This window comes from Pedobacter frigiditerrae (genome assembly GCF_032678705.1).
GTDB classification, from domain to species: Bacteria; Bacteroidota; Bacteroidia; order Sphingobacteriales; family Sphingobacteriaceae; genus Pedobacter; species Pedobacter frigiditerrae_A.
This window is the reverse complement of record NZ_JAVTSS010000001.1, coordinates 1078197-1100641: the sequence shown is the minus strand read 5'-3', so window position 1 is coordinate 1100641 and position 22445 is coordinate 1078197. Positions and strand designations below refer to the sequence as shown.

The 22445-nt window shown below is 36.0% G+C and carries 13 protein-coding genes; 5 read left to right on the top strand and 8 right to left on the bottom strand.

Features of this window, described 5'->3' with window-relative positions:
• Nucleotides 1–278: 278 nt before the first annotated feature.
• Entirely contained in the window at nucleotides 279–596 is a 318-nt protein-coding gene (locus R2Q59_RS04255) for an HPF/RaiA family ribosome-associated protein (RefSeq protein ID WP_316783918.1), read from the top strand.
• Nucleotides 597–760: 164 nt separating this feature from the next.
• On the opposite strand, the gene R2Q59_RS04250 is transcribed toward R2Q59_RS04255, so the two are convergent.
• A complete protein-coding gene (locus R2Q59_RS04250) occupies nucleotides 761–1804 on the bottom strand; it encodes a hypothetical protein (protein ID WP_316783917.1) in 1044 nt (347 codons plus the stop codon).
• A gap of 309 nt (nucleotides 1805–2113) precedes the next feature.
• Between R2Q59_RS04250 and R2Q59_RS04245 the strand changes: the two genes are divergently transcribed.
• The 4 genes from R2Q59_RS04245 (at nucleotide 2114) to R2Q59_RS04230 (ending at nucleotide 5995) form a co-directional block, all read left to right on the top strand.
• Complete coding sequence (locus tag R2Q59_RS04245) at nucleotides 2114–2296, top strand: hypothetical protein (protein WP_316783915.1); 183 nt, start codon at nucleotides 2114–2116, stop codon at nucleotides 2294–2296.
• Nucleotides 2297–2394: 98 nt separating this feature from the next.
• The gene (locus tag R2Q59_RS04240; RefSeq protein ID WP_316783913.1) at nucleotides 2395–3135 is read left to right on the top strand and encodes a hypothetical protein; all 741 of its coding nucleotides are present in this window, start codon (nucleotides 2395–2397) and stop codon (nucleotides 3133–3135) included.
• Between the two features lie 126 nt (nucleotides 3136–3261).
• A complete protein-coding gene (gene dcm / locus R2Q59_RS04235) occupies nucleotides 3262–4584 on the top strand; it encodes a DNA (cytosine-5-)-methyltransferase (RefSeq protein ID WP_316783912.1) in 1323 nt (440 codons plus the stop codon).
• Entirely contained in the window at nucleotides 4562–5995 is a 1434-nt protein-coding gene (locus R2Q59_RS04230; RefSeq protein ID WP_316783910.1) for a MutH/Sau3AI family endonuclease, read from the top strand. The genes dcm and R2Q59_RS04230 overlap by 23 nt, the downstream gene beginning before the upstream one ends.
• Before the next feature lie 1029 nt (nucleotides 5996–7024).
• Here R2Q59_RS04230 and R2Q59_RS04225 read toward each other — a convergent pair.
• The 7 genes from R2Q59_RS04225 to R2Q59_RS04195 form a co-directional block, all read right to left on the bottom strand.
• A complete protein-coding gene (locus tag R2Q59_RS04225) occupies nucleotides 7025–9946 on the bottom strand; it encodes a DEAD/DEAH box helicase (protein WP_316783909.1) in 2922 nt (973 codons plus the stop codon).
• A 685-nt stretch (nucleotides 9947–10631) separates the two neighbouring features.
• Nucleotides 10632–11582, bottom strand: a complete 951-nt coding sequence (locus tag R2Q59_RS04220; protein ID WP_316783907.1) for a pectinesterase family protein — start codon at nucleotides 11580–11582, stop codon at nucleotides 10632–10634.
• Nucleotides 11583–11623: 41 nt separating this feature from the next.
• Nucleotides 11624–12430: a rhamnogalacturonan acetylesterase gene (locus R2Q59_RS04215; RefSeq protein ID WP_316766062.1), complete on the bottom strand. Its 807-nt coding sequence runs from the start codon at nucleotides 12428–12430 to the stop codon at nucleotides 11624–11626.
• A gap of 1 nt (nucleotide 12431) precedes the next feature.
• Nucleotides 12432–13928, bottom strand: coding sequence for a pectate lyase (locus tag R2Q59_RS04210; RefSeq protein WP_316783906.1), 1497 nt, complete (start codon nucleotides 13926–13928; stop codon nucleotides 12432–12434).
• 17 nt (nucleotides 13929–13945) lie between these two features.
• A complete protein-coding gene (locus R2Q59_RS04205; protein ID WP_316783905.1) occupies nucleotides 13946–16576 on the bottom strand; it encodes a glycoside hydrolase family 3 C-terminal domain-containing protein in 2631 nt (876 codons plus the stop codon).
• A 252-nt stretch (nucleotides 16577–16828) separates the two neighbouring features.
• Entirely contained in the window at nucleotides 16829–17857 is a 1029-nt protein-coding gene (locus R2Q59_RS04200; protein WP_316783903.1) for a LacI family DNA-binding transcriptional regulator, read from the bottom strand.
• Nucleotides 17850–22229, bottom strand: a complete 4380-nt coding sequence (locus R2Q59_RS04195) for a two-component regulator propeller domain-containing protein (protein WP_316783901.1) — start codon at nucleotides 22227–22229, stop codon at nucleotides 17850–17852. The genes R2Q59_RS04200 and R2Q59_RS04195 overlap by 8 nt, the downstream gene beginning before the upstream one ends.
• Nucleotides 22230–22445: the final 216 nt, after the last annotated feature.

Genomic DNA, 22445 nt, shown 5'->3' with positions numbered 1-22445 from the left:
AGGGGTAAAATTATTAACCATATAAGGCATTGAAGAGAATATAAGAATTATGACTTATATGTTCTTTTAATCTCTTATATGGTTCATCTATCCTTTACGGTTTAAAAATTTTCTAAACAATGCCCTAAGATTTCTTACCTGCCTACCGCAGGCAGGTAAGAAAAAACCTTAACCTCTAAACACCTAACCCTTAACCACTTTAACAAAGTTAACTTTCTAACCAAACAACCTTCCTTTTCTACTGTTGTACTAGTAATATAAATCTAAAACTTTAACACATGATCATTCAATTAAACGCAGACAAAAGTCTAACCATACACAGCGAATACGAAGCTCAAATTACAGCACAATTAACAAAAGACCTAGAAAGATTTACAGGCCACATTACTAGAGTAGAAGTTCACCTATCAGATGAAAATGGAAACAAAAGTGGTATCAACGATAAAAAATGTCTACTTGAAGCAAGATTTGAAGGCAAGTCGCCTATTGTAACTAGCGACTTAGGCAACACTTACGATTTAGCCTTAAAAGGAGCTACAGAAAAACTAAAACACGCTTTAACAACCATTGTCAGTAAGTTAAAAGAGAAAGTTTAACCAACCTACACTTCATCGCGACAGAGCGCAGCGACGAGAGATCTATCAAAGACGGAAGCAATCTCATAGGCAGATTTTTTGGCTTCCTCGAAAAAATACAAAAGACCGATTTATTCGGTCTTTTTTTTTATTAGCACCTTACTGTTTACTAACGGTTTGTGGTTTCAATACGTAAGTACATACTCAATTTTTTGCTCAGGCCGAGTTCCATAAAATTGCTCTGCCTTTGTCAAGTCACCTTTTTCGTTGTAACTAAAGATTTTTCTGTAAATCATTATGCCTTTAAAAACACCGGCATTCCAAGTATATAATGCATCAGGAAAAAACGTCATTGAATTAAATTGCACCTCAATTTCCTTCAGTCTTTCCCCATCATAAATAAACTTTGCTATCTTAAAGTTAGAATCCAATCTAGCCTCATAAGTAGAAATACGTCCCTTGGCATCGTAACCATATAGAAAATTAAAGTTCTTTTTAGGTGGCATCTCATCTTGATTACGCTTCCCTACCAATTTACCATCTTTCCAAACATACTGGATTATTTTCATTAATGTACTTTCTTTGGAAGTCACATAAAATTCCTTCGTCTCAACTAACTTACCTTCTCCATTATAACTGTATTCCATTCTTTTCTTAGCCACCGAACCAGTAACCTGACTCACCATTTCCACAACATTCAAGCCTTGATAACGATAATTTCGCTGTATAGATAGCCTACCAGCATGATAATCACTCCGCTGTAGCAACTTGCCTGCTGCATCGTACTTAAATATTGCACCGCCACTTGCAATTGTATCGCCTTTGCTATTGTAATCCATGTTATAAAAATGCAAAGGAACACCAGCAGAACGATAGGTGGTTTTACTGGTCCATACCGTTTTATCCTTTAACCTTTGCGAGCGCCAACTCCAAGTTTTACCATCCTTACTATTTACATAGGTAGTAATCGACTCGGGCTTATTATCACTGAAACCCTTATTATAAATTTTAAGCCCCTGTGCATCAAAACGAGTAATACTAATGGTATCGCTACCATTTTTCAGCATAATTATTTGTTTCAAAGCCTTCGTCACGTTATCGGGAGGGTAAACAGACGTGGGGTCAATCTCTAACAAGTCTTCAATGTTTCTATAGCTCTGCTGGGCGCTAGCGGTTAAGGAAAGGCTAATTAGTGATGAGATAATGAAGATTCTAAATAATTGTAGCATATAGCAAGATAGGAATTTTTAAGGAGCCTAATATACTAGTGTAAAGCGTTTAGCGATTGAGATACTTTTAATCAAATGCACTAGCCCACTCCTTTAATTAATAATTAATAAAAGCTTCCATTTATATTTTGCCTACTATACATTAACTATGCTTCATCTATACTTCACATATGCATGAGCTATACTTGAGCTATAGTTAAACTAGAAAGAAAGTATTGCATTATTTTATTGCCGAACCTTAGAACTTGTTGAAAGAATGGGCTCAGACTTTAAAAAGTATTCCATTATATTTAAGAAGATATAAGCTATATGACCAGAGACGATTTTATGAACTTTTTTCGTGATGACGAAAAATTAAATCTATTGAGTGCCGATGACAGAGTGGAGGTTTTCCGTACTATTTTAATAGGAAGTTCTGACTTTACCAAACATTTATTTGACGAGATACTTTCTGATTATTGTGTAGATCATTTGGAGATAATAGAGAATTAATTCCCTACTCCAATAAAAGGAACATTTAATATATATATAATATTTCTTTATAGTTAATTAATTATCTATATTAAAAATATTATAATTAAAGATTCATAATGGCTTTTATACCAAGTGTACAATATTTTGACAGTAATTCTGACTGGCTAATATCTATTAAAGATTTAGAAATCAATGGTAGAAATAAAAAAAACCCTTTAAAACTGAATCTAGATATTAATTCCAATCAATGTAAATATTTGGGATGTCCCAATATATTTTTGAGAACTAGAACTAGCGGACTGTGCAATGATCACCATAATCATCAACATGATATATTCTTAGATGTATATAATTTTAATGCACACATTTCATCTCCAACACACGCACAGATAATAAACAACTTAATCGATTGGTCTAAGTCACGAAATTTTGATTTAATTAATTTTTTCAAAGATTGTTCATTTACTATTTTAGGCAATGTACCTGACATAAGTACAATTTCCAAAGAGATTAATCACACAGGGTTTGTTTCAAAAAATTTAAGTGCTTATTTAGATATATGCATAGAATGTGTGAATAGACATTTTCCTTCAGACAACAATTCTTCCTATCAAAAAATCAAGATTAAAAATATAGAATATCCTGCTAGGGTACTTGCCATAATATTTGTTGGATTATTGCTTTGCGAAGAATCAAATCGAGGAGATAGATGGTTTTGGAGAGAGATAATTAAAGACGAATCCAGAACGACTTTATTAGGTGGTGCAATGCCAATTGCATACTTCGCAAGTATGAATTTTCCATGGGGTATGGAAATTGGGAAAGCTGCTCCAAAATTCATTCCTTCTGGAATATAGCAAGCAATATTTTTTAGGAACTGTGGGCTCTATAAATAACAAATTAGTCAAAATTGAAGACTTATAAAATTAAAGAGATAAAATCAATTTGGATCAAACATTTACAAAGCTTATCTTTGGAAAAGTATGAGTAAATATGAGAAAGTCAAAGTCGCAGAATTGTTTGCAGGCGTTGGAGGATTTAGGCTTGGTCTTGAAGGTTGGGAAGGCAAGTCATCTTTGAGCAACTATAATCATAAAATTGAAAGTGATTATGAAATAGTATGGAGTAATCAATGGGAACCTTCAACAAAAAGCCAAGATGCTTCAATAATTTATGAAAAAAGATTTGGAAAAGAATTTCATTCCAATGAAGATATAGGGAAAGTTTCAACACATGATATACCAAATCATGACATGTTAGTTGGCGGTTTTCCTTGTCAAGATTATTCTGTAGCTAGAACACTTAGCCAATCAGGTGGCCTTCAAGGTAAAAAAGGAGTTTTATGGTGGGAAATACATAGAATTTTAAAAGAAAAATCTGAAAAAGGAAATCCAGTTAAATATTTATTTTTAGAGAACGTAGATCGTTTATTGAAGTCCCCAGTAAAACAGCGTGGACGTGATTTTGCGATTATCCTTGCTTCTTTATCAGATTTAGGGTATGCCGTAGAATGGCGTGTAATTAATGCTGCTGAATACGGTCTCCCCCAAAGAAGAAGAAGAACCTTCATTTTAGGCTTTCACAAAAGCACAGGGCTCTATAATGAAATTGAAGAGAGTAACGATCAAACCAGTTGGATTCTTGATGAGGGAGTTATGGCAAAGGCTTTCCCAGTTAGTGATAATGTTATTAAAAAAAGCATATTTGAAATAAGAGGTGGATTAGCTGATATTTCTGAAGATTTCAGTGAACAAATCAATACTCCAAGTCCTTTTGAAAACTCTGGCTGTATGATCAACCGAAAAATAACATCTCTGAAAACAATCCCTAAGTTTGAGGGTTCAAAAACTACTTTAGGTGACATCATATTAGATGATTATGGCATTCCTGAAAGTTTTTATTTAGACCAAAATAGTTTCGAAAAATGGGTAAAGTTAAAAGGGGCCAAAAGTGAAGAAAGAACAAATAAGACAACAGGATTTACTTATAAATATTCTGAAGGTGGAATGATTTTCCCAGACCCCTTAAATCAGCCATCACGCACTATTATAACTGGAGAAGGGGGCGCATCACCTTCAAGGTTTAAACATGTTGTATTAACAAAAGATGGAAGGCATAGAAGGTTGATGCCTATCGAGTTAGAAAGATTAAACATGTTCCCTGATAATCATACTGATGGGGCTTCAGATGTCAAACGAGCATTTTTTATGGGCAATGCATTGGTCGTTGGAGTAATTGAAAAAATAGGATTGCAATTACTTTCACATATAAAATCCTTTGAACATGCAGGAACTACCGTACGATAGTAGCGACCCACATTCTATTGCTAGATATGCAAAGCAATTAATAGATATCTCACTTAGAGAAAGTCTTGCTGACACAAGCCTACTTAATTTATTGGTAAAAGGTAAGGGTACCCTTGGTCAAATGATAGAAGAATATTACTTCTACTACAAACCCAATAGTACAGCTGGCCCAGATTTTCCAGATGCAGGACTAGAACTAAAAACCACTCCATTATTAAGTGACAAAAAAGCCATATTTAAGGCAAAGGAACGCCTTGTATTTAATATCATTAATTATGAAACCGAACATTCTAACGAGTTTCAAGAAAGTAGTTTTTGGAAAAAAAATCAATTATTATTATTAATGTTCTTTCTTTATGAAAGAGAAAAACAAGACATTGACCAAGTATTCAAACTTGTAAATTTGTTTCGTTTTCCTGCAATTGATTTAAAGATTATAAAAGATGACTGGGAAAAAATAAGAGAAAAGATTAGAACTGGCAAAGCACATGAAATTTCTGAAGGTGATACTTTTTACTTAGGGGCATGTACTAAAGGAGCAAATAGCAATTCAACTCGCAGACAACCCTATTCAGATATCCAAGCAAAACAAAGAGCATATTCTTTAAAGCCAAAATATGTTAATATAATAATTCAAAAAATTTTAAAAGGAGAAGACAAATTAATTGATGAAACCGAAGGCTATCGAACCGTTCTCAACTCATTAATAGTTGAGGACCCGCTAGTAAAATACTCTGTTAAATCAAAAGAGGGAGAACTCTCTCCCATTGTTAAAACACTTTCAGATTATAAGAGAAATGAAACCATAGAAGACTTGATTATTAGATTATTCCAACCTTTTTATGGTTATTCTGAAAATGATTTGTTTGAGAAATTAAATTTAACAAAAAGTAAAGCAAAAAGTAGGTTTTACAATTTAGCTAAAGCTATACTTAATGTTAATGCGCAAAAAATTGAAGAATTTGAAAAAGCTGATATTCAATTAAAAACAATAATATTAGAACCTTCTGGCAAACTAAAAGAAAGTATGTCATTTCCTCAAATTAAATATACCCATATAATTGAAGAAAAATGGGAAGATTCTGAATTTTTCGAACAAATTTCCAAGAGATTCTTTTTCGTAATATTTAAAAAAAACATAAATGGAGAACCCATATTTAAAAAAGTGATGTTTTGGAATATGAAAGCAAAGGATTTAGAAACAATACAGCATGTTTGGCTGGACACACAATCCAAAATTTCTAAGGGTGATTTTAATCATTTTATCAAAATTTCAAATAAAATGATTGGACATGTTAGACCAAAAGCAGCTAACGCACTGGACACTATGCTTACTCATTTGGGCACTTATGAAAAAAAGAAATGCTTTTGGTTAAATAGTGATTATGTTTTAGAAGCAATTACTGGTTAATTCTATTTCCTTTCCCGATGTCATCCCCCTAGTACATACTCTGCTTCGACTCGCTTCTTTAATTAATGTCCAACAAAAAGTCGGCTTCGAAGACGAAGTGAATTTAGGAGCTTGTTGTAGGTTGCTATAAAGATTGAACATTTTATTTTTACACATTTAAAGTTTAAGCTCCTTTCTCTCCACAATTACCTCAAAACTTAATTTCACCTTCCCCATTTACCCAAAATTTATTATCTTAGTCTAACTATTGCATCTCTAGCAATCCAGCTTGTTCAAAGCGTTTAAATCCCTTTAATTTCAATCCATCAAGTCCAAGTCAAGTCCAAGTTAAGTCCAGGTCAAGTCCACGTTATATCCACCCTTCCGCTATTCCCTATCCCATCCCCATTGCACCGCTATCCCAGTCCTACCCTATGATACTTGCTTCCGACTCTATTTCTTAGAAACTAAAGTACAACTAAGAGACATAGGGATAGGTAATCAGGAGGTGTGCAAGCTTGGTGCAAGGAACAAGGAATGGTTAATCTAGTATCATACAATATGAATTGGAAAGATTGATGATTTTGTCAATGGTAACTGAAACATTCTCCAATCCTTTTGGAAAACGTGCTTAATCTTTAAAATTTCTATGGCTAGTCAGACGAAAAATAGCGCTTAAATTTGGAGGTAATCACAGTCAAAAAAAGAGAAAAACCTTTTAAATCTTCTATATCTTCTCCCAGATTCCTCCCAGATTCGTTCGGGGAATCGGCCTTTAAAGCAACGTTTCTCGAACAACACTGGGAGAAGTCTCGAACAAACCCACTGTCAAACCAGTCAATTCCCATCAAATCCAGTCAAATCCGGTCACGGTGTTTCCAATCGCTACAAGCTATGGTTTTTCTTCTTACATTCGTTTCAACGTTATTAGTTCTTTGATTTCTTATTGATCGGTCGGGTTGAATTCTTTTAAAGTGTATAGGATAGTTGAATTCCGTTTTTTTGCCAAGTTTAGGCCTATAGCTATGCACCACCAGTTCGCATAAATCCCTATATCAACTCCAACAGATCCTTTTTCGTTAACGATTTAAAGATAGATTCCTCAGTTTTAATCAAATCACTAGCCAAGTCTTTTTTGGTTTCTTGCATGAGCATGATCTTTTCTTCGATGGTATCTGGACAGATTAATCGTACTGCCATTACATTTTGATGTTGCCCAATTCGATAAGCCCTATCTATGGCTTGATTTTCAACGGCAGGGTTCCACCAAGGGTCGATAAGGTAAACATAATCCGCTTTGGTTAGGTTTAAGCCTACCCCACCTGCTTTTAAACTAATTAAAAACACCCTTACTTCTGAGTTATTCTGGAAAGAGTCTACAACACTTTCTCTGTTTTTTGTTTGTCCGGTTAGGGAAGCAAATTGAATTTGACGTAGTTCTAGTTCTGCCTTTACCAATTCTAACATGCTAACAAACTGAGAAAAGACTAATATTTTATGGTGTGGTGATTTACTTTCAATTTGTTCTAGCAATACATCCATTTTGGCTGAAGCATCCCCATAGTACTTCTCTTTACTTAAAATGGCTGGGGAATTACAGATTTGCCTTAACTTGGTAATGCCTTGCAATACATGCATACTACTTCGTTTGAGTTCGTCTTCTGCTGTGCCCATTAGGTAATCTCTAATCTCAGTGCGACAACTTTCATAAATTTCACGCTGTTGCGTACCCATTTCGCAATAAATCACCATTTCAGTTTTATCTGGCAATTCATCAGCCACCTGCTCTTTGGTACGCCTTAATAAAAAAGGATTGATGCGTTTTTGCAATTCGACAGCACGTTTGGTATCTTTAAACTGATCTATGGGAACAGAATAAATCTGGCGGAAATGTTCTCTACTACCTAACAAACCTGGACAAGCGAAAGAAAGTTGTCCGTATAAATCGAAAGTATTATTCTCTATTGGCGTTCCGGTCATCACTACCTTATTCCTCGATTGTAATAATCGCACTGCTTTGTAACGTTGCGAATCTGGATTTTTAATGGTTTGCGATTCATCTAAAAAGATATAGTTAAAACGATAATCTTTTAAGAACCTCACATCAGACAATAACGTTCCGTAAGAAGTTAGGATGACCTCATATTTATCAAAATCTGCTGCAATTTTGGCTCGGTCGGCACCATAAATAGTTAATACTTTAAGCGTTGGGGCAAACTTTTTAATTTCTTGTTGCCAGTTAAACACTAAGGAAGCTGGCACCACAACTAGATTGGTATTATGTCCCATTTTTTCCTTTTGGGATAAGATGAATGCCAAAACCTGCACTGTTTTACCCAAGCCCATATCATCAGCTAAACAACCTCCAAAATTGAAACCATCCAAGAAGTTGAGCCAGTTTAATCCTTCTTTTTGGTAACCACGCAAGGTCGCATTTAAATCAGCAGGAACTTTAATGTCTTCTATATTTTCGAAAGCCGAAAGTTTAGAGCGATACAATGCTAGTCTTTGCTTGGTTTCAATATCTAAAATTTCATCTTCATATAATTCTTCTACCGTTGCATAATTGATGTTTGGCGTATGTAAGGTCTCTCCTACAATTTCCGCTGCTCCAAAATAGCCTTCAAACTTTTGCAACCATTCATCGGGCAAGATGCCCATGGTTCCATCGTCTAATTGCACAAACTTGTTTTTGTTTCTTATGGATTTATGCAAGTGTTTAAGGGAAACGGTTTGTTTGTTAAATTTGACCCTAATGGCTGTTTCAAACCAATCTATGCCACTAATTACGTTAATGGCTATTTCAGCTTTATACTGACTGATTTTATTATCCTTTAATTCATTGAAACCTAAGATGGCAATCCCTTTACTTCGCCATGATTCAAAGGCTTCGAGAAACCACCCTGGTTCTAAGAAATGTTTGCGGTGCATCCAGAAACAATCAGCGTGCCGCTGATCACCAAACTCCTTTGCTTGCTCCATAAAATAGGGATGCATTTTGGCGATGTTGGTAATGAATTGTAGTTCTTTTTCATCATCGCGATCGAGGGTAAAGATCTTTCCTCTTTTATCTTTTGCCTGAATTTGTTTTTGGGAGATAACAGGAATTTCTAGTCCACCATAACGCATAACTGGCGTAAGCAACACAAAATCTTCCGACTCTGTCAAATAAATGATTTGCTCATTCTCTAAATCGAAACCTTGCTCTTCTATTTGTTTTTTGGTAGCCGGTTTGAGATAAGCATAATTAATTTTGATTTTCTCTTCTACTTTTGCTAAAATATCCTGTTGGAATTCTTCATATTCAGAACGCTCAATGACTAGGTTGTTTTGGTGCTGTTTAAAGAAGTCGATCACACTAAGCACATAGGGATTATCTATTAAATGTAATTGATCCTTAATCTCTATAAAATAATGAAAACGAAGTTTGATCTCTTCTAAATCGTATGTTTTGCCGTTCAGGTGTAATAAACCAGAAATAGCAAAACTATCACCTCTTTCATCTACACTTAGCTCTAAATTTACTTTAAGGATAGATAGTTTGATTTTTGTTACCGAACCAGCATTTACAATTGAATTTATCTTTTCATCGTGTAGGTAAAAATCTAAATTCAGTGGATTTGTTGCTATCGCTTTTAATGCTTCTAAATCAGATCCATTTCTACTTTCGTTGTAGTTGTTCTTGAAACGAGATATACCAGTATAAAACTTAAGTTCGGCTTGTTTTTCGGTTTTCCAAACTAGGTCTAGTGGATCGAGAACTTGAATAGGGTTTTTAAGTTTGCCGTTTTTGGCAACTTCTACACTCGCTAGCTCTACCACCAAATGCCTGTAATATTTATGGCGACTGAAAATAACGACCATTTTTTTGGGAAGATGGTCTGATAGGTTTAACTGCGAAGTTTTGTCGGCCTTTAATATTGGCGCCAGTTTTCCGTAGTCAAGCTTATTTGAGTCTTCTTTATCGGTCATAGAGTGGGTTAAAGATAAGAGAAAATGGAGAGAATTTTAATGAGATACATACATTAATGTGTGCGTCATTTCGACAGAGCGCAGCGACGAGATATCTGTTAGCTGCAGTAAATTTTCCCTAGGCTATAAGCTTGCCTCGGTTCACCGCCACCGAGTGGCTCTTTCTTTTTCCTTGATGAAAAAGAAACAAAAAATCAAGGCTGCAAATGCCTCCTCGGATAAGTACGTCAATTGTTTTTCTACCGCAAGCTGAGCTACTTCGACAGGCTCAGTACAGGCTCTAGCGGCGAAAAGCCTTCAGTTTTTCGGCTGTAGTAGTTTTGTTTTTGCCCTCAAGATTGCTTCGCAATTCTCCACCTTGCTGATTTATCGCTAGAGAGAAGACATTGCTTTAAACAATTAACTACTTCTCCGTCAGATGCATTTAAGGCCGGTATTCGTACTTGGGATAAGGTTGTGTGGTTTTGAGGGGTTGCGAAGGTTCCTAACAAACCACGTCATTGCGAGAGCCTGCTCCGATTCTTCGGAGGCTCGGTTTTTCACCGCCCGAAGCAATCTCATTTTTTAGTATCCTCATTGATACTAAATAAGAACAGCAAAGGCTACCCATCCAGGTAGCCTTTAACCAAATATATGTTACCTGTATGAAAGAGTAACAAGATCTTATAGCATAGATTTTAACTCATTAAAATGGTTTCCAATCTCCTAATACTTTTTTCTTAGTAAACTCGCTAGCTTCTAAATCATTCAATTCTTTTGCCCAGCTTACACGCTTGTCTTTTTGATAACCTTCGCCTTTGCTCTGATACTCCGAATAAAAAGCTGTTTGCTCATTTTCTACCTTGCCCCAGTTATGCCATCCCTCTGGTCTGATGTGTGCTCCCATTTCGCAGTTTAGAAAAACCACATTTGCATAAGGACGCCAAGGTCTGCCTAAATAAACTTTGTTTTTTGCGAGTGATGGCTCTGCTGTTAATTTACATTGAGAGAAAACATAGCCGTATTTCTGACCTTGTGGTGTTGATGCAGCAGTTAGGTATCCTGCAGAAATGCTATGTAAAGTACAATCTTCAAAATAAGCTGTAGAAGCGCCAAATATGAAATCTACCGTTCCTGCGATGAAACAGTTTTTAAAGTATTGAATGGTATTTCCACCAGCATAAAAAGTATCTTGATGCCCAAGGAAACTACAATTTTTAAATGCTGCCCTATCACCAGTCACGCTAATGGCTAAGGCTTGCCCACCAGTAGTACCTGAACTATTTTCGAAAGTTAGGTCTTCTGCTGTAAAGTTATCAGCTAATACATAAACTGAGGATGAACCGAATGTGCCGTATTCCTTTCCATTTGCATCTAATTTTCTAGCCGAATTATCAAATGTTAAAATGGTATTTACAGCTCCTTCTCCTTTTAAAGAAATAAAGTTTTTTCCTTTGGAAATGTTAATCAATTCTTTATAAATACCCTTTTTAATTAAAATGGTATAGAATTCATTTCTTCCAGCAGGTGCTGCATCTATAGCTGCTTGCACAGTTGTATAATCTCCAGAGCCATCTTTAGCCACAATTTTATCAGGTCTTTTAGCAAAGCTTGAAGCAACAGCCATTTTAGCGTCGAATGTGACAAGTGTAATCATAACTAATAAGAAAATTCTAGTTTTCCCTAACATCTCTATTGCTATTTATTCTCTTTTAAATACAAATTCAATGGACAGCTCTTTAATCCTTTTAGTCCTTCTACCACAGCGGCTGCATTTAATTGTGCGCCTTTAAGATTGGTATGTGTACCATCTACAGGAAAAAAGGTTTTCACTTCCACGGTTCCTAATGTTTTCCATTTACTGGCAACAATACTGTTTAGGTTGATGTAATAAGTATTGTTCTTTTTGGCAATTTCTTCTGTCCATTTTGGATATGCTGCTTCTACTACAACTCCCCCATTTTTCCATTTATTTCTAGGTACCAATGAACAAGTAATTGGAATTGCGCCTTTTGCCTTCGCTTCGGTAATAAATTTTTGCAAATACCATCCGTAGGTATGTACAATTTCTTCCTGATTTGTTCTTCTACTGATGATCACTCTTGTCGAATCGCCAGCGCCCAATAATGTTCCTCGTTGGTCTTTAGGGTCATCTACGCCCGAATGATCATTATGACCGAATTGCATGATCACAAAATCGCCTTTTTTTAGTTCAGCTAAAATCTTATCCCATCTGCCATCTAAAATGAAAGTACGGGTACTTGTACCTGCCTTTGCGTGATTCTCAATTGCTATTCTATTGGTATCTAAATAAGCTTTCAGTAAACTCCCCCATCCCCAATATTCGTTTTTGCCATTTCCATCACTATTTTGAACAGTCGAATCGCCAATGATGTACAATACAGGTTTTTCCTGTTTGGCCATACTGATAAAGCACAATAAGGCAAACCCTAAAAAAGTGAGTTTAGCTAGTTTCTGGAATGTAAATGCGTTATGCTTCGTCATCTTATTTTCTGTACTGCTCTGCTGTAATTTGTTTAACCAAAGAATTTACATAAACTTCAATATTATCGTAGCCAGTGCTTAAATCTCTGCCATTTGCATTGGCTTTATTAGGATCAAGTTTATTGGCTTTTTCCCATTCATCGGGCATCCCATCTAAATCTGCATCTGTTAAAGCTACCCCAGCATTTAAAAATGGCCAGCCGCCAACATCACTCTGTTTATCTATAATTCCATTGGTGCTATTAGTTTCTCCACTTGATCCGTTTGCCGTAAAAGTTCCCTTTTTGGTATGCTCAATGATTCGAGCATCAATGGCATCTCTTTTTAAGGATGCTCCTGCAAAATCAAGCACCACTTGATAAGCCATTATTGCGGTATGAGTAGTTACGTTGCTGTTTATTTCTAACGGATTGGCGAGTTTCATTGCATCTTTATCTGCTTGCGAAACTGTTCCATAACTACTATGAAACTGATTGTAAACGCCATAAGTCCAATTATCATTAGTTGGCGCAGTTCTTCCGTCTACATAATTACCAGCAATGTAAAACTTACCCCATTGGTTGTAAATCGGCGAGGTAGTCGACTTCATGTATTTATCTATAGAGAATATACGTTCCTTATTTTTGGTTGCTGGTCCGGGTTTGTAATAATTGTTAACGATATTGATGTTCATCGCTTCGCCACCATAAGCACTATTGCTACCCCAATTGTAAAACACATTATTTCTTACATCAACCAAATCTGTTAAGGCGTAAGCAGTACCTTCACGTTCGCCAAACCTTGGATTACGACTATCATGATTGGCCATTAAGTTGTGATGGAATGATGCGTTTTTTCCACCCCAAATGCCGCCATAACCATGAGCGCCTTTGCCATGGGCAGAAACTCTCAGGCTTTCTGAAATGATACACCATTGCAACGAAAGGTTATCATTGTTATAAAATGAAACACATTCATCTGTAGACCAACTCATAGAACAATGATCTACAATGATATCTCTAGATTCGAAACCACCAATCGCATCCGCTTCTACCGCTTTCTCATCGCCCATTCTAAACCGCATGAAACGAATAATCACATTGTAGGTTTTTACATTCAGTGGATAGTTTTTCAAAGTAATACCATCTCCTGGTGCAGTTTGTCCAGCAATGCTGATGTCTTTATTCCTTAACTCGATGGCACTGTTTAATTCTATTGTTCCTGAAACATCAAACACGATAATTCTCGCTCCTGTTGCATCAACTGCAGCTCTAAAACTTCCGATGCCGCTATCATTCAGATTTGTGACCTTAATTACCTTACCACCTCTTCCGCCAGTTACTTCTTTTCCAAAACCTTCTGCACCTGGAAAAGCAATAGCCGTTTCATTAACCTGAACAGGTTTTTCCGTATTGGTTTTTACCTCTTCAGCTTGAAAGGTTTTTGTTTTTTTGCAATTGATGGCGAGAAAGGCCAATGAAATCATTATTGTACTTCTCCAAAAGGTATTTTCAATCATCTTTAAATGAAATTAAGCTAGTTAATATTGATGATGCTTTTTAATACGTTACCACTTGTTTTGTTTGGTTCATCGGGCTGACTACCACCTATGTTTATTTGCAGGTTTCCTTTAAATCGCTGTTTTGCACCATTAGCATCTATGTAAGATAAATCGTCTGGTGTTAATAGAAATTTAACGATTTTAGTTTCGCCAGCTTTTAAATTAATCCTTTCGAAACCCTTTAAAGCTTTAATTGATGTTTTAATGTTTTTATTCTGATTAACAATATAAAGTTGAGCCACTTCATCACCAGCCATTTTACCATTATTAGTTACCGTTACTGCAATAGGCACATTTTTTCCTTTAACTACCTTAACAGGGATGTTTTGTTTAGCATAGCTGAAAGTCGTATAACTTAATCCGTAGCCAAAACCATAAAGTGGTTTGTTCTTGAAATAACGATAGGTACGATTTTCCATGTTGTAATCGTTAAAATCAGCTAGATCTGTATCACTTTTATAAAATGTAACCGGTAATCGTCCTGATGGGTTGTAATCGCCAAAAAGAATATCGGCCGCTGCCGTACCAGCAGATTGACCACCATACCAAGTATTAAGAATAGCAGGTATGTTTTCAGACTCATATGGTGTAGCAATGGCGCTGCCTGTCATCATGACAAATACAACAGGTTTACCACTTGCTTTTAAGACTTTCATCAACTCTGTTTGCACTGCTGGTAATAAAATAGAGGTACGGTCTCCCCCAGTAAACCCAGGATCATCAACTTTCATTGATTCTCCCTCTAACTGTGGTGAAATACCTCCCACAAAGATGAAAGCGTCAGCGTCATGATGTTTGGCAGCTAATGCATTAAAATCCGTCTGTACATAATTACCTACATCCATTCTCACACCAGATTGTCCATCTCCTTGCCAAAACTCTACAACAAGATTATAAGTACTATCTTTTTTTGTATTTAACTCAAACCGTTTAATTTCTTTCTTTTTGTTTACCCATTCGTCTAAAACTATCTTACCATTTAAGATTAATCGATAGCCATTATCAGCCTCTAGCTCGAAAGCTAATTTCTGATTTGTATTTGCCTTGAAATTAGTGGTGTAACGAGCAGAAAAATCGTTTGCGGCTAAATTGCCAATTACATTTTCTCCTTCTTGCCAGAAGTGGTTAATTTTTGCTTCCTGACGAACCGCTATTGGTGTACCATTTAAGGCAATATTACTGAAATATTCGGCTTTAAAACCTTGTTTACCATCAAATGAATACTGGCTTTCTACATCTTGAAAAACCAACATATTAGCATTAGTAAAGTTGATGGCCTTTTCATAAACTACTTGAGTGTTTTTGCTAACTTTTCGCTTAATACCATCTAATATTGTAGTTAATTCAGTTGGATTGCCATTATAGTTACCAAGTATTGAAACAGCGTTTGCTGCATTAGGACCTAATACAACAATCTTTTTTAAGTCTTTGCGAAGCGGAAGCGTATTGTTTTCATTTTTAAGCAACACCATAGATTGCTGCGCCATTTTTAAAGCATGGGCTTTATGGGCTGGACTTTCTAAAATCGAAGCAGGTGTTTGTGCATATTTAACCAGTTCTTTTGGATCAAAAAGGCCAAGCTGAAAGCGAATCATAAATAAACGATGTAAAGAAACATCCAACTGTTTTTCAGTGATGTTGCCATTTTTAACCGCTTGCACCAAGGCAAAATAAGCTTCCTTGCCACAATCTACGTCTGTACCGTGAAATACAGCATCTACAGCTGCAGATTCTGCATCCTTATGGGTTTTATGTTTTTTATAAAAGTCGTCTATTGCCCCACAATCTGATGTTACATAGCCTTTAAAGCCCCATTGTTTCCTTAAAATATCTGTTAAAAGTACATCGCTGGCACAACAAGGTTGAGTTCTGAAGGCATTGTAGGCACACATTACACCAGCAACTTTCGAATCGACCACCAATTTTTGGAAAGCAGGCAAATAAGTATCCCAAAGGTCATAAGCACTCACATCAATATTAAAAACATGACGAAGAGGTTCTGGACCACTATGTACAGCAAAATGTTTAGCACAAGCGGCTGCTTTTAGGTATTTAGGATCATTGCCTTGCAAACCCTTTACAAAAGCATCACCAAGCATTGCTGTTAAAAAAGGGTCTTCCCCATAAGTTTCTTGTCCCCTGCCCCAACGTGGATCGCGGAAGATATTTACATTGGGTGTCCAATAGGTTAAGCCAACATATTTGGAACCTTCTTTACCATCTTGTACTGCTTTATTATAAACAGCTCTTCCTTCTAAAGCCGAATAATCAGCCATTTTATACAGCGAATTTTTATCAAAACCAGCCGCCATTGCAATTGCCTGTGGAAATACAGTAGTTTTATATGGTGATCTGGCAACGCCGTGTAATACTTCATTCCACCAATCGTGGGCAGGTACACCTAACCTGGGAATTGCTGGTGCAGAATTAAGCATTTGTGCCACTTTTTCTTCTACGGTTAATCTACTTACCAAATCCTTAACCCTAACTTCAAAACTTAATTTATAATCTTGAAAGGGATATTTTTTTGTCTGACAGTAAGTAGCTTGTGAGGTAAAACATGCGATAGCTAGTGCAATTATATAAGCGGTCTTTTTAATATTCATACAAAGAGATGGACGAATCCTTGGTTTATAATATTTGGTTTATTGATTGTAGTACACAACAAACATAGGCAGTCATTAAGATTTAGAGGTCTAAAAATTAATCGAACTGGTTTAAAATACGGTATAAATAGAAAGTATGAGTTGATTTATAGCTAAAAACTAATTTGCGGTGTAAAGCCGATGTAAGGTAACGTTTGCAAATTTTCCCTACACACAGGCATTTTGCTTCGCTCCATCACACAGAGCCTTGCTTCAGCTCGCAATGACGTTAGGGCTCATAGAAGAGGCTCGAATCACTAATTCAGATTTCATGGTAATTAATGGTGATGCATTCATGTCTAGTTTATTGCTTAAATGATCGAGTAATTTGGCTGCGATAACCTTACCCATCTCGAAACCAGGATAATTTATAGTGGTAAGAGCTGGGTCGATATTTCTTGAGATCAAATCATTATTAAATCCTGCAAATTTTACATCTTGAGGCATTTTAAAACCTTGCGATTTTAATTCATTCATACAAGTTGCGGCACAACTATCATTAGCAGCAAAAACACCATCACCTTTAAGTTCTGCTATTAATTTTGCAGCTGTTATGCCAGCCTTTTCACTTAAATCTGTAACAATAAGCTGATTTTCATTAAAAGCTAATCCGGCAGCCAAAAGTGCTTTTTTAAATCCCGTAGTTCGCTCCTTATAAACACTAACAGATTGATGCCCTGTGATATGAAATAAATTCTTTGCTCCCATTTCAATTAAATGTTGAGTAATTAAAAAAGCAGCATTTTCATTATCAATCGTTACCGAAGGAACCGTTAATCCATTTGGTGCACGATCAAAGAAAAGCACGGGTATTTTACGATCTTGGAAAATATCAAAACCTGTTGTCCCATTGCTACCAGCAGCTACAGATACCAATAAACCATCAACCCTGTTATTGAACATTGTTTTGAGGTTACTGATTTCTTTTTCTACATTTTCCATTGATTGGCTAATGATCAAATTATAGCCTGCATCGTTGGTTACACTTTCTATACCTGAGATAACTTCGGACATGAAGTAGCTATTTAACCTAGGCACAATTAAACCTATGGTATTGCTCCGTTGCATGCGCAGGTTTGCAGCAAAGGTATTACTGCGATAACCCATAGAAGTTGCCATTGCAATTATCTTTTGCTGTGTCTTTTCATTGACTAAAGAATTTGCATTTAATGCCCTACTAACTGTTGATGCAGAAATAGAAAGCTTTTCGGCAATGTCATATATGGTAACTTCTTTATGCATTATCTTTTTCGTCTAAATTAATTGATTTCAGGTAATCTGAAGGCGATATGCCATAAAATGTTCTAAAACAGGTACTGAAATACTTTGCGCTACTAAAACCAACCGTGTAAGCAATTTCAGTAATGTTACCCATTCCAGCATCGAGGTATTGTTTTGCTCGTTTTAATCTCATATCTCTAATAAATTCTACTGGAGCTTGTTGCGTAAGGCTCTTAAACTTTTTAAAGAAAGTTGCCCTAGCCATATTTACGGTTTCTGCTACTGCATCTATGTTAAACTTTGGATCAGTCATGTGTTCTTCTACAATGGCTATAATTTTTTGCAGGAACAACTCATCTTTAGAAGTTACCACAATTTGACTAGGCCCCAGATCCATTACTTTTTGCTTCGCAACAAACTGCCCAAAAACACGCTTACGTTGATCGAGTATGTTTTCCATTGCAGCAAATAACAACTCATTATCGAAAGGTTTACTGATGTAATAGTCGGCACCGTATTTTAATCCTGTAATCTGGCTTTCTAACGCACTTTTGGCTGAAAGTAAAATTACTGGAATATGGCTAGTTTCTTGATCATTTTTTAATTGATCTAACATTTCAATACCATCCATTTTCGGCATCATGATGTCGCTTAAAATAAGGTCTGGTTGTATTTTTTTTGCCATTGCTAATCCTTGCAAACCATCTTCAGCTGTTTTTACCCTATAGGTCGAACTGAGGTTAATAGCCAAAAACGAACGCATGTCTTCATTATCTTCTACCAAAAGGACAAGCTGTTTCTCATTTTCTTTTTTCTCTTCTACTGATTCATCATTATTTTGAACTGGCAATCCGATGTTTGCTGTAGCTGATGTTTTGACCTTATCTTTTTCTGCGCTCGTAACATTGGTAGTTATCAATGGTAAATTAATAGTGATAGAGAGTCCTTCTTCTTCACGGTTTACTGCGCTAATCGTTCCTTTATGTAGTTCTACCAGTTCTTTAGCTAAAGCAAGTCCAATTCCAGATCCTTTAAGTTGTTGTGTATCCGGATGTTCGCTTTCATGATACAACAGAAAAATATTTTCCAAATCGGCCTCATTAACACCACAACCTTCATCATTAACTACAATTTGAATGTTATTATCCTTTTTAAGAATGTTTACTTCAATGCGTTTTCCTGCTGGCGAAAATTTAAAAGAATTACTTAATAAGTTGTAAATAACGGTTTCCATCTTATCGGCATCCACCAAAATCTCAATAAATTCATCACTATTAACTTCCAGTGTGATATGGTTTGCTCTAGCCGCTTCCTGAAAGTTTTCGGCCACTTCTTGTATAAAACTTTTCAGTTCAATTTTGCTCAGGTTAAGTTTCGATTGTCCACTCTGTGATTTTCTTAAGTCTAACAGCTGATTCACAAAACGAACCATTCTTGTGGCGTTTCTGCTTACAATGGTTGCATATTCCCTGCCCTGTTCGCTTAGTTTTTCTTGTTGCAACAACTCTTCAATCGGATTAACAATTAAGGTAAGTGGGGTGCGTAATTCATGAGATACATTAGTAAAAAAAGCCATCTTTAAGGCGGTCATTTTTTGCTCAATGGCAATGCCTTGCCTTAAATGCAACATGGTAATCACAATCCTCCTGGTTGCTTCTATCGCAATACACAAAAGCAAGAAATAAATTAAGTAGGCCCACCATGTTTTCCAAGGTGGCGGTAATATGGTAATTTTTAATTCCTTAGCAGGAATAGTGGTATAGTTATCTAAATCTGGGCTTTTAACTTCTAACAGGTATTCTCCTGGCGGAAGATTAGTGTAAGTTGCCCTTCTCTGATTTTTGTTATCATGCCAAGTGGTATCCAAACCCTTCATTCTGTACATGTAACTTTGTCTGTCTACCGAACGAAAATCTAAAACTGTATAATCTACACTGATGGTATTTTCATTGTATTTTAGTTTCAGTTCTTTGGTATAATTAATGTTTTTTTGAAGCAAGCTTTCTTCATCACCAAGGGTTACATCTTCATTGTTAACCTGCAAACCTGTAAAAGCAAGGTTGGCGTTAATGGCGTGATATTTAATCAGCATAGGATCAAAACTGAGTATGCCTTTAATTGTACCAAATACAAGTTTACCATCTCTTGTTAATTGGCAAGAAGCTTCAGAGAAACCATCAGTAGGTACGCCATCATAAGAGTTGAAATTATCAAACTTGCCTTTTGTAGGATCAAACCTAGTTAATGTGCTTTTGGTAGCTATCCAAATTCTATTCTGATTATCTTCTATAGAACTCAGAATGTAATTGTTCCCTAAGCCATTTTTAGTTGAGTAAACATTAAATGTAAGCGATTGTGAGCCAGCCTTTTCAATAGCTAGATTTAAACCTCCACCAGATGTGGCCAACCACATTCTATTTAAATGATCTTTAAGGATAAATTGAATATCATTGTTACCTAGGCTATGCAAATCATCAGACTGTTTGCTATAGGTTTTGAACTTCATGTTAGTTGTGCCCGAAGGCGTTCCAATCACTAAACCATCTGTTGAGCCAATCCATAACCTGCCTCTTGCATCAAAAGTTAAATGCCTTATTTTATTATAGAGCGTTGGATAGCCATTTGACTTGTCATAAAACCGCTTAAAAACTCGATCTCCTTTTTGAGGATCAATCATATTCAAACCATAGTCAAACGTACCAATCCATATTTTTCCTTGATTATCCTCCGCAATTGAGTAAACCTGATTACTGCTAATCGAATTTGGGTTGTTTTGTTCGTTTGCGTAATGAGTAAGGCGATAATTTGTATGTGCAGCATTTAAAGGTTCAGCTTTAAACACACCATTTTCCTTAGTACCCATCCATATTACACCATTTCTTGCCTGAATAATGGTGTAAACCAAGCCTAGTCGATCTTTTGACCCATTTTCGAAAGTAATATTAGCAGGCACACCATTTTCATAAATGTAAAGCAGTCCACTTTTTGCGCCAACCCATAGCCTATTATGGCTATCGCTTAATAACCCTCTCACCTCATTTTGAGATTTGAATAAACCAGGATCAACAACTAATCGTTGTTTAAAATCATTTGGATGAAAGATTACCTTTTCAAGCCCACGTTGATCGGTATGTAGCCAAATAATTCCTGCTGGATCATAAAAAGAAACAAAAGTAATGTTCGAAATGCGACGTTGGGCAGTCCCTGGCTCGTTATAGAAGTAGTTGAACTTATTCGTTTTTTGATCATAATAGCCGAAACCACCATCTCTTAAGATAGACCAAACTGTTCCATTTTTATCTTCAAAAACCCTGAAATGGTTATTTGGTATTGAACTATTAAAAGTATCGTTTCTTTGCAGAAATGTGCTGAAGGTTTTATTCAGAATATCGAAACGAACAACCCCTTTCTGCTTTGGCTCAATCCACAAATCGCCTCTCTTATCCTCAAAGATGGAGAATAGTCCTACTTTTTTATCATAACTATAACTGTTCATAGACCCGTGCCTAGGGTCAAAACTGATTAATTCGCCTAAAGTAGTGGTGACATGAACATCACCTGTCTTTTTTGACAATAACATTTTATTGATGCGTCCATTACTTACGCTAATGCGATGATGGCTACCCGATCTTTTATCTATCACCACCAAATCTCCATTAGCCGTACCAAAATAAAGCTCGCCTTGGTTTGCCGCAACTGCGGAAAATTCTTCACCAGGATTACCTCCGGTATTCATAATTTGTGAATTAAACTTAGTGCCGCCCTTGCTAAAGATGTGCAATAGACCGTTTGAAGATCCTACCCAATAGCTTAATTTGTTTTCCCTAAAAAGAAACCTGATCTTATCTGATGAAAGGCGTGTTTTAGGATCAATAGCATTTGCAAAAATTTGATAACTTGAATGAGCTTGGCTTACATCATCTACAACCAAAACACCCTTATTAATTGTGCTCACCCAAAGTTTGCCATCAGCAACCTGTAAAATTCGATCAAATATGATCTTCTTTTGAAGTGATAAAATACTAGATAAAGAGGTAAAACGCTCTGTTCCTTTATCAAATCGGTAAACCTCACCATCGTAAGATTTAACCCAAAGGTGATTTACCTTGTCTTCAAAAATCTGTTCTATCCTAACATTTTTAATTTGAGATACTTTGTCTGGAGAAGAAGTAAAAGCAGTAAAATTATGTCCATCAAAACGGTTAATTCCGTTCCAAGTACCAAACCACATGTAACCTTGACTATCCTTAAACATGCAAGTAATGATGTCATGAGAAAGGCCATCTTCGGTAGAATAATGTTCTATCTTAACTGGAGGTTGAGCAAATGCCTTTGCAACCAAGAGCAATAAAATCAAAGTAAACTTTAACTTAAAAATATAATTTAATTTCATTCAATTCCTTTTCAATCAGTTTGGGATGCATTTTACTAAGTGGTTAATTTAGCACTAAATATTCTTAATGTTATCCAATTTACGTTTAACTGGATATTATAAACATCAGTTCGACTAATAATTTGCATTTTGAAGCTATTCAAGCAGTTAATTCTGTTTAAACCACCCCGCCCCTTGGGCACCCCTCCATAGTAGGGGAATTGCGAAATAATTCCT